The organism is Actinoplanes sp. NPDC049599 (genome assembly GCF_044465625.1).
Taxonomy (GTDB): Bacteria; Actinomycetota; Actinomycetes; order Mycobacteriales; family Micromonosporaceae; genus Actinoplanes.
In genome coordinates this window covers 86,760-99,987 of sequence record NZ_JBITLX010000014.1, presented here as the reverse complement: position 1 = coordinate 99,987, position 13,228 = coordinate 86,760, and the positions used below count along the sequence as shown (strand labels likewise).

Genomic DNA, 13,228 nt, shown 5'->3' with positions numbered 1-13,228 from the left:
GCGGTGCCATGCGGTACGCGGCGATCGGGGACAGCTTCAGCGAGGGTGTCGGTGACGAGCTGCCGGACGGCTCCGTCCGCGGCTGGACGGATCTGGTCGCCGCCGGGCTGAGCGCGGGGCTGGCCGACCGGGGCGAGCAGCTGGAGTACGCGAACCTGGCCATCCGCGGCCGGCTGCTGCGCCCCATCGTCACCACCCAGCTCGACGCCGCCCTCGCGCTGGCGCCCGCCCCCGACCTGATCACCTTCAACGGCGGCGGCAACGACATGATGCGCCCGGGCGTCCGCCTCGCCGAGCTGGTCGCGATGATCGAGCAGGCCATCAAGCGGTGCGCGGACGCGGGCGTACGTCTGGTCGTGCTCAGCGGCGCCGATCCCACCGCGCAGCTGCCGTTCGGCCGGACCATCCACCGCCGCGGCACCTATCTCACCGCGGCGACCGCCGAGGTCTGCGCCCGGCACGGCGTGACGCTGGTCAACGTCTTCGACGACCAGGAGATCCGGCACCACCGCTACTGGTCGGTGGACCGGCTGCACCTCAACAGCGCCGGCCACCGGCGGGTCGCCGGCCTGGTCCTGCACGCGCTGGGCTTCGGGCAGCCGCCCGAGCCGGCCGGCCACGGGCCCGCGGGGCGCTCCGGCCTGGCGGCCAACGCCCGGTACTACCGTGAGCACGTGCTGCCGTGGATCCAGCGGCGGGTGCGCGGCCGCTCGTCCGGCGACGACCGGGACCCCAAGCACGCCCGCTGGCACCTGGTCGAGCCCGGCACCCAGGGCAGCCTCTCCTGACCCTCGGGCGTCAGGACGCCGCGCCGGCCTGCGTCCGGTCGGCCGCGGCGGCGCGGGCCTCGGTGACCGCCGCCATCAGCCGGTCCCAATCCGGGTCCGGACGGAACGGCCCGACCGGCAGGCCCTTGCCGACCCGGGCCCAGCAGTATTCCCACCAGGCGGCCACCCGCACCGGCCAGAGGCCGACCCGGACCGCGCCGGCCAGGAAGCAGCGGTGCACCAGCAGGGTGGCCGCGAGGACGTCCGGATCCAGGTCCACGTCCGGGTCGTCGATCGCCCGGCCGAGCGACCGGACGTCGCGGTGCATCTCGGAGTAGGCCACCAGGTCGGGAATCGACGGGACCCGCATCAGCGCGTCCGGCACCAGCATGTCGGCGGCGTAGGCGGGCATGAAGACGACGTCGTCGACGGTGATGATGAGCGGCAGTTCCTCGTGCCCGCGGCGGACCCCGAACTCGATGCCCGGCTGCCCGGTGGGCGAGACGATCCGGTCGACGTCCAGCACGTCCGCCGGCGCCAGCCGGACCGCGTCCCCGATCGTCGGCACTCGCGCGACCAGCACGCCGGCCTCGACCGAGACCTCGGTGCCGGGCACCTCACCCACCAGCTGCGCGAGCTCCTCAACGTTCATGGACCTGGTTATACCCAACCGCCGCGACCCGGGCACAGCCGCCGGCGGGTGGATCGGCTCACCCGGCGGCCAGCACCGCGTCGATCTGGCCCACCGCGGTGGCCAGGCCCTGCTCGAAGCCCAACCCGATGAGCTGCTCCATCGCCGCGCCGGTCGGGAACGTCGTCACGATCACCATGCGGGTGCCGGCGGCGTGCGCGGTGATCCGGACCCGGACCAGCAGGGCCGGGATGCCCGGGTCGCCCAGCTCGAACTCCAGGCCGGCGGGCGGGGTCACGGCGAGCACCCGCCACCAGCCCGGGGACTTCTCGCCGTCGGGGCTGGTCACGTAGTAGGAGACCGTGCCGCCCGCGCGCAGGTCGTGCTCGACCACGGTGGCCGGGTGCGTGGGCGGGCCCCACCAGCGTTCCAGTCGGCGCGGGTCGGCCCAGAGCTGCCAGACCCCGGCCACGGTGGCGGTGAACTCCGCCGTGAGGGTCATCGTGCGGGTCTCGGGATCCTTGTGGACGCTGGTGACGGTCATGCGGTGCCTTCCGGGTCGGGGTCCTCGGCGAGGACGGCGCCGAAGCGCTCCATCCGGGCCAGCCAGACCACCTCGAGCTGGTCGAGCAGCCGCGCGGCCCGGCGGACGGTGTCGACGTTGCCGGTGACCAGCTGCTCGCGCCCGCTGCGGCGCTTGGTCACCAGGGCGGCGCGTTCCAGCACCGCGACGTGCTTCTGGACCGCCGCGAAGGTCATCGGGTACAGCCGGGACAGCGCGGAGACCGAATACTCAGCCGCCAGCGTGCGCACCACGATGTCGCGCCGGGTGCCGTCGGCGAGGGCGTGGAACACGCCGTCCAGCGCGGCCCGCTCGACCTCATCTACAACCATGTGGTAGTACGTTACCAGAACCGACCGACGAGACGAGGACGCCATGAGACTGACCCTGATGCAGTTCCTGACCCTGGACGGCGTGAGCCAGGGCCCCGGCGCACCCGACGAGGACACCAGCGACGGCTTCACCGGCGGCGGCTGGTTCGTCCCGTACCTGGACGACACGTTCCTGGGGCTGGTCACCGGCTGGGTGCGCGAGGCCGACGGGTTCCTGCTGGGCCGGCGGACGTACGAGAACTTCGCCCGGGACTGGCCGAAGGCGACCGACCCGGACGACGAGGTGGCCCGGCAGCTCAACGGCCGGCCCAAGTACGTCGCCTCGCGGACGCTGACCGGCGGCGACTGGGCGCCGACCACGGTGCTCTCCGGCGACGTGCCGGCCCGGGTCGCCGAGCTCAAGCGCCGGCCCGGCCGGGAGCTGCAGATCCACGGCAGCGCCCGGCTGGCCCAGTCGCTGCTGGCCGCGGCGTTGATCGACGAGTTCCGGCTGGTCGTCGCGCCGGTGGTGGTCGGCTCCGGGCGCCGGCTGTTCCCGGACGGCGGCACACCGGCCGGGCTCCGGCCGATCCGGCACGAGGCGACCCCCGGCGGTCTCATGATCCACGTCTACGAGCCGGCCGGGCCGCTGCGGACCGGGACCTACGACATCAACGACCGGCGCTGACCGGGCAGCCCGGCGCGCGCCCGGGTGTTAGCTTGCCCGGATGGAAGCCGGGCAGCGCGACGGAACAGAGGCCGGCACCGCGGCCATGCTCTACGCCGGTGCGATTGTCGGCGTGCTGCTGCGCGCCACGACCTGGGTGCTGAGCGCGTTCACCATCGGCCCGGTGCTGGGCGTGGCCGACCTGCTGGCGGGCGAGCTCGGCGACCGCCGCGTGGTGCTCTTCCTGCAGGCCGCGGTCACGGTCACCGCGGTGGTCGCGACCATCCTGGGTGGACTCGGGCTGCAGACCGATCCCGCCCGCTACCGGCTCGCGGTGCGCCTGCTCTGCGCGCTCTTCATCCTCGACGTCCTGGTCTACCTGACGCCGGTCGTGTTCGCCGCCACCGTGCCGGCGGTCGAGTTCACCCAGGCGGCCTGGGCGGTGTTCGCGGTGGCCATCGTCGGCAACCTCGGCCTGGCCGGGCTCGCGTTGCTGGTCATCGTCCGGACCCGCCGGCTCCGCCCGGCCGCACCGCGGCCGGCCGCGACGATCACGTTGAGCTGAGCCGCCGCGCCCCGCCGGGCACGTGACAGCCGACACGAGCGGGCGACCCGGGGGTGTGGCCGCGCCGTAACCAGGGAACATCGGCAGGGTGCGCCACTACTCCGTGAAACTCGACTCCCCGACGAGCAGCGCGTCCGGCACGGTGGCCGTCTACGGGCACTGGGGCCGGCCGGTCCTGGTCTTCCCGACCGAGCTGGGGCAGGCGTTCGAGTTCGCCGACCACGGGATGGCCGCCGCGGTCGCCGACCTGGTCGACGCCGGCCGGGTCAAGCTGTACTGCGTCGATTCGTTCGACGCCGCCACCTGGTCCGCCGACTATCTCCCGCTGGAGGAGCGCGCCCGCCGGCACACCTCGTACGAGTCGTGGATCGTCGACGCGGTGGTGCCGCACATCCGCGCCGACTCCGGCGACGAGGCCGAGATCGCGACGGCCGGGTGCTCGATGGGCGCGTTCCACGCGCTGAACTTCGCCTTCAAGCGGGCCGATCTGTTTCCGCTGGCCCTGTGCCTGTCCGGCAACTACGAGCCGGCCGCCTGGCGCAGCTGGGGCGAACGGGGCGACGCCGTCTATTTCAACAGCCCGGTGGACTACGTCGCCAACCTGCACGGCGAGCACCTGGAGTGGCTGCGCTCCCGGCTCTCGGTGCTGCTGATCTGCGGGCAGGGCCAGTGGGAGGACACCACCGGGGCGCTGGCGTCGACCCGGCGGATGGCCCAGCTGCTCGGCGAACGGGGCCTGCGGCACGAGCTCGACCTGTGGGGACCCGACGTGCCGCACGACTGGCCGTCCTGGCGGGCGCAGTTCGCACACCACCTGCCCCGTTTCTGCTGAGACGGACGACTGGGTGGTAGGCGATTCGACCTTTCCGGCCGTCCCGCACGGCCGCGCGACGAGGTACCGTCTGGCGGGCTCACCCGCGCCCCCAGACCTTCAGGAGAACCCAAGATGCGCCGGATCCTCGCCGCTGTCGCCCTCACGGCGACCCTGCTCGCCACCGCGGCCTGCAGCTCGGACGACGAGAAGTCGGACCAGGCCGGAGTCGGCACCAAGGTCAGTGTCGGCGTCATCCCGATCATCGACGTCGCGCCGATCTACCTGGGTAAGCAGAAGGGCTTCTTCAGCAGCCGGGGCATCGATCTGACCCTGGTGCCGGAGCAGGGCGGCGCCCCGATCGTCAAGGGTGTGCTGGCCGGTAAGTACCAGTTCGGCTTCAGCAACGTGACGTCGCTGATGGCCGCCAAGTCCGACGGTGCCCCGCTCAAGGCGGTGGCCACCGGCGTCGCCTCGACCGGGCGCCCCGGCCGGGACTTCTCGGCGATCGTGGTGGCCGACGGCAGCCCGATCCGGACGGCCAAGGACCTCGCGGGCAAGCGGATCGCGGTCAACACGCTGAAGAACCTGGGCGACACCACGGTGCGCCAGTCGGTGCGGCAGGCCAAGGGCAACCCGGACAACATCCAGTTCCAGGCGATGCCGTTCCCCGAGATGCCGGCCGCGCTCCAGGCCCAGCAGGTGGACGCGGCCTGGGTGGTCGAACCGCAGCTCTCCGAGGTGCTCACCCAGGGCGGCCAGGTCATCGCGTCGAACTTCGTGGACACCGCGCCGGACCTGACCGTGGCCATGTACTTCACCAGCACGCAGGTCATCGACAAGGACGCCGAGCTGGTGAAGCACTTCACCGAGGCGATCAACGAGTCGCTGAAGTACGCCGCGGGCCACCCGGAGGAGGTGCGGTCCACGGTCGGCACCTACACGAAGATCAACGAGGTGGTCCGGACCGCGATGATCCTGCCGAACTGGTCCAACGGCATCAACCGGCCGTCGATCGAGCGGCTCGCGACGCTGGGCCGGCAGGACGGCATCTTCACCAAGGCGCCCCCGCTGGACGAGCTGCTCCCCTGAGCCGAGGGCGAGAAACCGCTTCCCCATCTTGACCGGACACCACGGTGTTCCGTCGATGTTTCGCGCGCGTTTCCGCACATGAAGCCCAGATTCGTCGTACAGGTATCGGGGAAGCGCTTCCCCAGCGGGATACTCCGGGCACCCGAACGCTGCCGCCTCCCGCCGATCCCCCTCGGGCCGGAGGCGGCCGGACCCGAAGGATCGCCATGCACAGAACTCGGCATCACCGCCCCGCGCGGCAGCGGACCCTGCTGGGCGCCGCCCTGACCACCCTGCTCACCGGCGCCCTCGCCGTGACCGCCCCCGGCGCCGCCACCGCGGCCACCACGGTCGTCCAGGCCGAGGCGTACGCCGCCCAGTCCGGGGTGCAGCTCGAGCCCACGGCCGACAGCGGCGGCGGCCAGAACGCGTCGTACCTGGCCAACGGCGACTGGCTGCGGTACGACGGCGTCGACCTCGGCCCGGCCGGCCCGCTGACCGTCGCGGCGCGGGTCTCCTCCGCGGTCGGTTCGGGCAGCGTCGAGCTGCACACCGGCTCGGCGACCGGCCCGCTGCTCGCCCAGTTCCCGGTCACGGCGACCGGCGGCTGGCAGAACTGGGTCACCCTGACCGCGACCACCGGCACCCACCCGACCGGCGCGCAGACCGTCTTCGCCGTGCTGCGGAACACCGGCGGCGGCGACTTCGTCAACATCAACTGGTTCTCGTTCGGCGACGGCACCGGCTCCGGCCACAGCGGTCCCGGCTGGGTGCCGGTCGACCAGGCCGCCTGGAACGCCCAGCTCGCCGCGTTCCGGGCGATGGCACCGCGGCCGGTCCCGGCGGGCATCGTCCGGGTGCCGGAGTTCAACGCGTCCTGCCGCTACAGCCACTCCCGGCCGGACGACCCGATCGTCTTCCCCGGACTGGCGGGCGCGTCACACATGCACAGCTTCATCGGCAACACCGGCACCAACGCCGCCACCACCACGGACACGTTGCTGCGCAACGCCGGCACGAGCTGCAAGCCGGCCGAGGACCTGTCCGCGTACTGGATCCCCACCCTGTACGAGCGCGGCCAGGCGGTCGAGCCCAAGGACGTGGTCGTCTACTACGGCTCGCGGCTGGTCGACCCGACCGGCACCGTGCCGTTCCCGCAGGGCTTCCGGATGATCGCCGGGGACGCCAGGCTGCAGGCGCCGACCCCGGCCGGCTCGGTCAACCAGTTCTACTGCGCGGGCGCCGGCGGCGAGATCGGCCGCAGCGCGGACGGCAACTGGCCGCTGTGCGCGCCGGGCGCCACGCTGATGTTCCAGCTCGTCTTCCCGGACTGCTGGGACGGCGTCAACCTGGACAGCCCGACGCACAAGTCGCACGTGGCGTACCTGACCAACGGGGCGTGCGGCGGGGAGTACCCGGTGGCGATCCCGTCGATCTCGTTCCTCATCGCGTACCCGACGAGCGGCTCGTCCGCCGGCTTCGAGCTGGCCTCCAAGATGGCCTCGTCGATGCACGGTGACGTCTTCCTGGCCTGGGACAACGCGGCCCTGGGCCACCGCGTGCGGGACTGCGTGGTGCAGTCCGCCAAGTGCAACACCGCCGGCACCTTCTGAGCACGGACGACGCGAGCACCGGCCCGGGTCGCACCCGGGCCGGTGCCCTCCTGGCACACTCGACATGTGAGCGACGAGGAACTTCAGAGTCACAGCCTCGTTGACCTCGCCTTCACCCGGCTCAGCCGGGAGATCCTCAGCGGCCGCACCGATCCCGGCGAGCGCCTGGTCGAGGAGCAGCTCACCCGCCGGCTGGGGATCAGCCGGGCGCCCCTGCGCGAGGCCCTGCGGCTGCTCGCCCAGCAGGGGCTGGTGGAGCACATCCCGCGCCGCGGCGTCCGGGTCGCCACCCTCTCCGACGACGACGTCCGCGAGCTGTACGAGGTCCGGGACGTCCTCGAACGGCACGCCGTGGCGAGCATCCGGCCGGGCGCGGACCTGGCCGGGCTCCAGGCCGCACTGGAGGTCATGCGCAAGGCCACCGAGGCCGGCGACCGCCTGGCCGTCGCCGACGCGCACCGGCGCTTCCACGTCGAGGTGGTCACGCTCGGCGGCAACCGCCAGCTCTGCGCCCTGTACGAGTCGGTGCTGGTCCGCCTCCAGCTCTACATGGCGGTCAACCTGCGCCGCGAGGCCGAGGTCGCGGAGCCCTCCGACGGCGTGCACCGGCACGAGCGACTGCTGGCCGCGGTCGCCCAGGGTGACGCTGCGGCGATCATGGAGGCACTGAGCGCGCACGGCGCCCGCACCTATCTGGCCTAGATCACGTCACGACATCATCCCGTTACATGACGTGGAGTCGGCCGAAACGAAACGGTCGACAATCGACAGAATGAAGGATGTCTTCCGGCGCATCCGGGACCGCGGCGACGACGGTGTCTGGATCAGCACCGTCGCCGAGGCGGACCTGCTGGCCCGAGCCGCCACCGTCCCGGCCGGCCTGCCGCTGTCCGGCCTGACCTTCGCGGTCAAGGACAACATCGACGTGGCCGGCATGTCGACGACGGCCGCCTGCCCCGACTTCGCCTACCTGCCCCGCGTCACCGCCCCCGTGGTGCAGCGGCTGCTGGACGCCGGGGCGCTGCTGGTCGGCAAGACCAACCTGGACCAGTTCGCCACCGGGCTGACCGGGGCCCGGTCGCCGTACGGCACCCCGGAGAGCGTCTTCGGCGGAGGACTGATCTCCGGCGGGTCGAGTTCCGGCTCGGCGGTCGCGGTCGCCGCGGGGCTGGTGGACTTCGCGCTCGGCACGGACACCGCCGGCTCCGGCCGGGTGCCGGCCGCCCTCAACGGCATCGTCGGGCTCAAGCCGACACGGGGGCTGCTCAGCACGCTCGGGGTGGTGCCGGCCTGCCGGTCGCTGGACTGTGTCTCGATCTTCGCCCCGACCGTCGAGCGGGCGGCGGCCGTGCTGCGCGTCGCCCGGGGACTGGCCGACGGGGACCCCTGGGGGCGTACCGGGGCACGGCCGGTGCCGGACAGCCCGCGCCTCGCCACCGCCCGCTCGCTGGACTTCTTCGGCGACGCCGGGCAGGAGAAGGCGTTCGCGGCCGGGCTCGACCGCCTGCCGGGTGTGCGCGGCGAGATCGACATCGCGCCGCTGCTGGAGGCCGGCGACCTGCTCTACCAGGGGCCGTGGGTGGCCGAGCGGCTGGCCGACCTCGGCACGTTCCTGGCCGAGCATCCCGGCTCGGTGCTGCCCGTGACCCGCCGGGTGCTGGAGAGCGGACGGCAGTTCAGCGCGGTGGACGCGTGGCGGGGCGTGCACCGGCTGCGGGAGTTGCAGGCCTGGACCGACCGGATCTGGGACACCGTCGACGTGCTGGTGCTGCCGACCATCGGGACCACCTACACGCATGCCGAGATCGCCGAGGACCCGATCGGCCGGAACCTCAACCTGGGCCGCTACACCCAGTTCACCAACCTGCTGGACCTGGCCGCGGTGACGATCCCGAACGGCTTCACCGCCGACGGCCGCCCGGCGAGCCTGACCCTGTTCGGCCCGGCGTTCAGTGAGGAGACCCTGATCAGGCTGGCCAAGGACCAGGAGCTGATGACGATCGCGGTCGTCGGGCTGCACCTGAGCGGCGAACCGCGCAACCACGAGCTGACCGAGCGGCGGGCGACGCTGGTCGGCGCCACCACGACCGCACCCTGCTACCGGCTCTACCGGCTGCCGTCCGGCGTACCGGGTCTGGTCCGCGACGACACCGGCGGACCGATCGACATCGAACTCTGGCAGCTGCCGGCCGCGGCGGTCGGCGGCCTGCTGGCCGGCATCGCCGCGCCGCTGTCGCTCGGCCGGATCGCGCTGGCCGACGGCACCGAGGCGACCGGCTTCCTCTGCGAGGCCTACGCGGTCGGCGCAGCCCAGGACATCACCGCCGGCGGCGGCTGGCGGGCCCACCGTTCCGTTTCGGAAAGGCAGGACTCATGACGGCGATCATCGGGCCGGTCAAGGCCTCCCCCTATCTCTGGCCCTACGACGGCTCGGTGCCGGTCGAGCGCACCGCGCTGATCTGCATCGACTGGCAGACCGACTTCTGCGGCCCCGGCGGCTACGTCGAGGCGATGGGCTACGACATCGCGCTCACCCGGGCCGGGCTGCCCGCGACCGCGCGGCTGCTGGCGCACGCGCGCAGCCTCGGCATGCTCGTCGTGCACACCCGCGAGGGCCACGACCCCGACCTGTCCGACCTGCCGGCCAACAAACGCTGGCGGTCGGCGCAGATCGGCGCGGAGATCGGCGGGCAGGGGCCGTGCGGCCGGATCCTGGTCAAGGGCGAGCCGGGCTGGGAGATCGTGCCCGAGGTCGCCCCGGTGGCCGGCGAGGTGATCGTCGACAAGCCGGGCAAGGGCGCCTTCTACGCCACCAACCTCGACCTGGTGCTGCGGACCCACGGCATCACGCACCTGATCCTGACCGGGATCACCACCGACGTCTGCGTGCACACGACGATGCGGGAGGCCAACGACCGCGGCTACGAGTGCCTGATCCTCTCCGACTGCACGGGGGCCACCGACCCGGGCAACCACGCGGCGGCGCTGCACATGGTCACCATGCAGGGCGGGGTCTTCGGCTGCGTGGCCACCTCCGACGACGTCATCGCCGCGACGGAGGCCTGAGCCATGCCCACCGTCGAGGCACAACCTGGCCCCTTCACCTTCGCGCCGGAAAGCACGGCGCTGCTGGTCATCGACATGCAGCGGGACTTCCTGGAACCGGGCGGCTTCGGCGAGAGCCTGGGCAACGACGTCTCGCAGCTGCGCCGCACCATCGCGCCGCTGGCCGCGTTCCTGTCCACCTGGCGGGCCGCCGGGCTGCCGGTGATCCACACCCGCGAGGGCCACCTGCCCGACCTGTCCGACTGTCCACCCGCGAAGCTCGCCCGCGGCAAGATCGGTCAGCCCGGCCCCAAGGGCCGCATCCTGATCCGCGGCGAGTACGGCCACGACATCATCGACGAGCTCCAGCCGGTGCCCGGCGAGCCGGTGGTCGACAAGCCCGGCAAGGGCGCCTTCTACGCCACCGAGCTCCAGGAGCTGCTCGACAAGGGTGGCATCCGCAGCCTGCTGGTCGCGGGCGTGACGACCGAGGTGTGCGTGCACACCACCGTCCGCGAGGCCAACGACCGTGGTTACGAGTGCCTCGTGCTGGCCGACTGCGTCGGCTCCTACTTCCCCGAGTTCCAGCGGGTCGGCCTGCAGATGATCGCCGCGCAGGGCGGCATCTTCGGCTGGGTCGCTGAATCGACTTCCGTCACTCTTGAGGAGCAGCGATGAAACTTCCCTACTGGGTACGCGGTGACACCAACGCGTTCTTCGGCTTCGGCGTGAACGTCCTCGTCAACGTGCTCACCCTGACCGGCCTCTGCATCGGCGTGATCGGGATGGACCCCGGTGACGTGTTCGGCGTCATCCTGCCCGCGCTCGGCATCGCGCTGGTGGCGGGCAACATGTACTACACGTACCTGGCCCGCCGGCTGGCCGCCAAGGAGAACCGGGCCGACGTCACCGCGATGCCGTACGGGCCCAGCGTGCCGCACATGTTCATCGTCATCTTCGTCATCATGCTGCCGATCTACCTGCGCACCAAGGACCCGATCCAGGCGTGGACGGCCGGCATCGCGTGGGCGTTCATCATCGGCGTCATCGTGCTGATCGGCGCGTTCGTGGGCCCGTACATCCGCAGGTACGCGCCCCGCGCGGCGCTGCTCGGCACGCTGGCCGGCATCTCCATCACGTTCATCTCGATGAACCCGGCCGGGCAGATGTGGAAGGCCGCGTGGATCGCCCTGCCGGTGTTCGGGCTGCTGCTGATCGGCCTGCTCACCGACGTCAAGCTGCCGTTCAACCTGCCGATCGGGCTGGTCGCGCTGCTGCTCGGCAGCGCCATCGGCTGGCTCGGCGGTGCCATGTCGGTGCCGGACGTGACCGCCGCCGCCAAGGACATCGCGTTCGCCTTCCCGCACCTGAAGGCCGACCTGCTCGTCGACGGGCTGCGGGACATGGCCCCGCTGCTGGCCACCGCGATCCCGCTGGGCGTCTACAACTTCACCGAGGCGATGACCAACGTGGAGAGTGCCGCCACCGCCGGCGACCGCTACAACCTGCGCAGCGTGCTGCTGGCCGACGGCGGCGGCGCGGTCATCGGCTCGGTGCTCGGCTCGCCGTTCCCGCCGGCCGTGTACGTCGGGCACCCGGGCTGGAAGGCGGCCGGCGGCCGGACCGGCTACTCGATGGCGACCGGCGTGGTGATCGCGCTGCTCTGCTTCTTCGGGATGTTCGGCCTGCTCGGCACGATCTTCCCGACCGCCGCGATCGTGCCCATCCTGCTCTACATCGGCCTGCTGATCGGCGCCCAGGCGTTCCAGGCGACGCCCCGGGCGCACGCCGCGGCCGTGGTCGCCGCGCTGATCCCGAACATCGCGAGCTGGGCCACCGGGCAGATGGACAACGTGCTGTCGGCGGCCGGCACCACCGCCGCGGACGTCGGCATCGGCACGCTGGCCGGCGCCGGGGTGGTCTACGACGGCCTGAAGACACTGGGCTCCGGCGCGATCCTGGCCGGGCTGGTGCTGGGCGCGATCGTCGCGTTCATCATCGACAAGCGGTTCTGGCAGGCGGCGATCTTCTCCGGCGCGGGCGCGGTGCTGACCTTCGTCGGCCTGATCCACGCCGAGAAGGTGCAGTGGAACGCCGACGGGCAGGTCAGCCTCGGCTACCTGCTGCTGACCGTGGTCTGCGTGCTGTTCGCCCTGACCAAACCCGCACCGCGGGTGCCGGACGCCGAGGAACTCGCGCTGGAGCGCCTGCACGAGGGCGGCACCGACGTCGCTCCTCGGGAGACCGCCGGCGTGGCCGCCTGACGGAAACACCCGACCTACGGCGGCCCGGTGCACGTGCCGGGCCGCCGTACCCCTGATCAGGAGGTGCCATGCAGATCGACCGGCCGGACGTCGTCGCCGAGGTGACCGCGGTCTTCACCGACTATGAGGAGGCGCTGGTGGCCGACGAGGCGGACCGGATCGTCGGATTCTTCGCGCCCGGCGCGGTCCGCTTCGGCATCGCCGACCAGCAGGTCGGGCTGGACGAACAGCTCGCCTGGCGGCGCGCCCAGCCGCCGCTGCCGGCGGGCCGCCGGCTCAAGGACACCATCGTGACCGCGTACGGCGACGATGTGGCGGTGGTCACCACGCTGTTCGGCTATCCGGGCTCCGACGTGCTGGGACGCCAGTCGCAGACCTGGGTACGGCTGCCCGAGGGCTGGCGCATCGTGACGGCACATGTCAGCCACCCGCAATAGGCTGGCGATCCGCCGAGAGGAAGAAGGCATCACCATGACCAAGCCCGTGCTGCAACCCGGACCGGACCACCCCATCACCGTCACGCCGAACCCGGCCCGGATCGTCGTCACGGTGGCCGGCCAGGTCGTCGCCGACACCACCCGGGCCCTGACCCTGCAGGAGTCCACCTACCCCGCGGTGCAGTACATCCCGATGGAGGACGTCAACACCGAGCTGCTGGAGCGCACCGAGACCAGCACCCACTGCCCGTACAAGGGGGATGCGAGCTACTACTCGATCCCGGCCGGCGGGGTGCGCTCGACGGACGCGATCTGGGTGTACGAGCACCCGCACGACGCCGTGAAGGAGATCAAGGACCACGTCGCGTTCTATTCCAGCCGGGTGGACAGCATCAAGATCCACGCCTGAATTGCTCTCATGATCAGCCGCACCGGGCCGATGGGTGGGTCCTGCCGACCCCCCGGAAGGACCACCGATGCGCCG

General features: G+C 72.1%; 16 protein-coding genes. 13 read left to right on the top strand and 3 right to left on the bottom strand.

The window, feature by feature from the left end:
* Positions 1 to 8 precede the first annotated feature (8 nt).
* Positions 9 to 788, top strand: a complete 780-nt coding sequence (locus tag ACIBQZ_RS24155) for an SGNH/GDSL hydrolase family protein (protein ID WP_396091026.1) — start codon at positions 9 to 11, stop codon at positions 786 to 788.
* Between the two features lie 10 nt (positions 789 to 798).
* Here the strand turns inward: ACIBQZ_RS24155 and ACIBQZ_RS24150 are convergent, their stop codons facing one another.
* The 3 genes from ACIBQZ_RS24150 to ACIBQZ_RS24140 are packed head-to-tail and all read right to left on the bottom strand — an operon-like array spanning position 799 to position 2,292.
* Positions 799 to 1,419 (bottom strand): hypothetical protein, encoded by a 621-nt coding sequence (locus tag ACIBQZ_RS24150; protein ID WP_396091025.1) that lies wholly within the window; start codon positions 1,417 to 1,419, stop codon positions 799 to 801.
* 58 nt (positions 1,420 to 1,477) lie between these two features.
* Positions 1,478 to 1,942, bottom strand: a complete 465-nt coding sequence (locus ACIBQZ_RS24145) for an SRPBCC domain-containing protein (RefSeq protein WP_396091024.1) — start codon at positions 1,940 to 1,942, stop codon at positions 1,478 to 1,480.
* Positions 1,939 to 2,292 carry an ArsR/SmtB family transcription factor gene (locus ACIBQZ_RS24140; RefSeq protein WP_396091023.1) on the bottom strand — a complete coding sequence of 118 codons (354 nt, stop codon included), beginning with the start codon at positions 2,290 to 2,292 and terminating at the stop codon, positions 1,939 to 1,941. The genes ACIBQZ_RS24145 and ACIBQZ_RS24140 overlap by 4 nt, the downstream gene beginning before the upstream one ends.
* A 43-nt stretch (positions 2,293 to 2,335) precedes the next feature.
* On the opposite strand from ACIBQZ_RS24140, the gene ACIBQZ_RS24135 reads away from it, so the two are divergent.
* From ACIBQZ_RS24135 to ACIBQZ_RS24080, 12 genes are all read left to right on the top strand, one after another.
* Positions 2,336 to 2,959: a dihydrofolate reductase family protein gene (locus ACIBQZ_RS24135; protein ID WP_396091022.1), complete on the top strand. Its 624-nt coding sequence runs from the start codon at positions 2,336 to 2,338 to the stop codon at positions 2,957 to 2,959.
* A gap of 40 nt (positions 2,960 to 2,999) precedes the next feature.
* Positions 3,000 to 3,503: a hypothetical protein gene (locus ACIBQZ_RS24130; protein WP_396091021.1), complete on the top strand. Its 504-nt coding sequence runs from the start codon at positions 3,000 to 3,002 to the stop codon at positions 3,501 to 3,503.
* Between the two features lie 88 nt (positions 3,504 to 3,591).
* Positions 3,592 to 4,335, top strand: coding sequence for an esterase family protein (locus ACIBQZ_RS24125; protein WP_396091020.1), 744 nt, complete (start codon positions 3,592 to 3,594; stop codon positions 4,333 to 4,335).
* A gap of 114 nt (positions 4,336 to 4,449) precedes the next feature.
* A complete protein-coding gene (locus ACIBQZ_RS24120; protein WP_396091019.1) occupies positions 4,450 to 5,406 on the top strand; it encodes an ABC transporter substrate-binding protein in 957 nt (318 codons plus the stop codon).
* Between the two features lie 206 nt (positions 5,407 to 5,612).
* On the top strand, positions 5,613 to 6,998 hold the full coding sequence (locus ACIBQZ_RS24115) for a DUF1996 domain-containing protein (protein ID WP_396091018.1): 1,386 nt from the start codon (positions 5,613 to 5,615) through the stop codon (positions 6,996 to 6,998).
* Between the two features lie 66 nt (positions 6,999 to 7,064).
* Entirely contained in the window at positions 7,065 to 7,700 is a 636-nt protein-coding gene (locus ACIBQZ_RS24110) for a GntR family transcriptional regulator (protein ID WP_396091017.1), read from the top strand.
* Between the two features lie 31 nt (positions 7,701 to 7,731).
* Positions 7,732 to 9,375 (top strand): allophanate hydrolase, encoded by a 1,644-nt coding sequence (locus tag ACIBQZ_RS24105; protein ID WP_396091016.1) that lies wholly within the window; start codon positions 7,732 to 7,734, stop codon positions 9,373 to 9,375.
* The gene (locus ACIBQZ_RS24100; RefSeq protein ID WP_396091015.1) at positions 9,372 to 10,064 is read left to right on the top strand and encodes a cysteine hydrolase family protein; all 693 of its coding nucleotides are present in this window, start codon (positions 9,372 to 9,374) and stop codon (positions 10,062 to 10,064) included. The genes ACIBQZ_RS24105 and ACIBQZ_RS24100 overlap by 4 nt, the downstream gene beginning before the upstream one ends.
* Positions 10,065 to 10,067: 3 nt before the next feature.
* Positions 10,068 to 10,721, top strand: a complete 654-nt coding sequence (locus tag ACIBQZ_RS24095; protein ID WP_396091014.1) for a cysteine hydrolase family protein — start codon at positions 10,068 to 10,070, stop codon at positions 10,719 to 10,721.
* On the top strand, positions 10,718 to 12,307 hold the full coding sequence (locus ACIBQZ_RS24090; RefSeq protein WP_396091013.1) for a regulator: 1,590 nt from the start codon (positions 10,718 to 10,720) through the stop codon (positions 12,305 to 12,307). Before ACIBQZ_RS24095 ends, ACIBQZ_RS24090 begins: the two co-directional genes overlap by 4 nt.
* Positions 12,308 to 12,375: 68 nt before the next feature.
* A complete protein-coding gene (locus tag ACIBQZ_RS24085) occupies positions 12,376 to 12,744 on the top strand; it encodes an AtzH-like domain-containing protein (protein ID WP_396091012.1) in 369 nt (122 codons plus the stop codon).
* A gap of 34 nt (positions 12,745 to 12,778) precedes the next feature.
* The gene (locus ACIBQZ_RS24080; RefSeq protein ID WP_396091011.1) at positions 12,779 to 13,153 is read left to right on the top strand and encodes a DUF427 domain-containing protein; all 375 of its coding nucleotides are present in this window, start codon (positions 12,779 to 12,781) and stop codon (positions 13,151 to 13,153) included.
* Positions 13,154 to 13,228: the final 75 nt, after the last annotated feature.

Excerpts from the sequence above, each read along its gene's own strand:
- ACIBQZ_RS24155 (WP_396091026.1), top strand. The coding sequence starts at position 9 with ATGCGGTACGCGGCGATCGGGGACAGCTTCAGCGAGGGTGTCGGTGAC.
- ACIBQZ_RS24150 (WP_396091025.1), bottom strand. The coding sequence starts at position 1,419 with ATGAACGTTGAGGAGCTCGCGCAGCTGGTGGGTGAGGTGCCCGGCACC.
- ACIBQZ_RS24145 (WP_396091024.1), bottom strand. The coding sequence starts at position 1,942 with ATGACCGTCACCAGCGTCCACAAGGATCCCGAGACCCGCACGATGACC.
- ACIBQZ_RS24140 (WP_396091023.1), bottom strand. The coding sequence starts at position 2,292 with ATGGTTGTAGATGAGGTCGAGCGGGCCGCGCTGGACGGCGTGTTCCAC.
- ACIBQZ_RS24135 (WP_396091022.1), top strand. The coding sequence starts at position 2,336 with ATGAGACTGACCCTGATGCAGTTCCTGACCCTGGACGGCGTGAGCCAG.
- ACIBQZ_RS24130 (WP_396091021.1), top strand. The coding sequence starts at position 3,000 with ATGGAAGCCGGGCAGCGCGACGGAACAGAGGCCGGCACCGCGGCCATG.
- ACIBQZ_RS24120 (WP_396091019.1), top strand. The coding sequence starts at position 4,450 with ATGCGCCGGATCCTCGCCGCTGTCGCCCTCACGGCGACCCTGCTCGCC.
- ACIBQZ_RS24115 (WP_396091018.1), top strand. The coding sequence starts at position 5,613 with ATGCACAGAACTCGGCATCACCGCCCCGCGCGGCAGCGGACCCTGCTG.
- ACIBQZ_RS24100 (WP_396091015.1), top strand. The coding sequence starts at position 9,372 with ATGACGGCGATCATCGGGCCGGTCAAGGCCTCCCCCTATCTCTGGCCC.
- ACIBQZ_RS24095 (WP_396091014.1), top strand. The coding sequence starts at position 10,068 with ATGCCCACCGTCGAGGCACAACCTGGCCCCTTCACCTTCGCGCCGGAA.
- ACIBQZ_RS24090 (WP_396091013.1), top strand. The coding sequence starts at position 10,718 with ATGAAACTTCCCTACTGGGTACGCGGTGACACCAACGCGTTCTTCGGC.
- ACIBQZ_RS24085 (WP_396091012.1), top strand. The coding sequence starts at position 12,376 with ATGCAGATCGACCGGCCGGACGTCGTCGCCGAGGTGACCGCGGTCTTC.
- ACIBQZ_RS24080 (WP_396091011.1), top strand. The coding sequence starts at position 12,779 with ATGACCAAGCCCGTGCTGCAACCCGGACCGGACCACCCCATCACCGTC.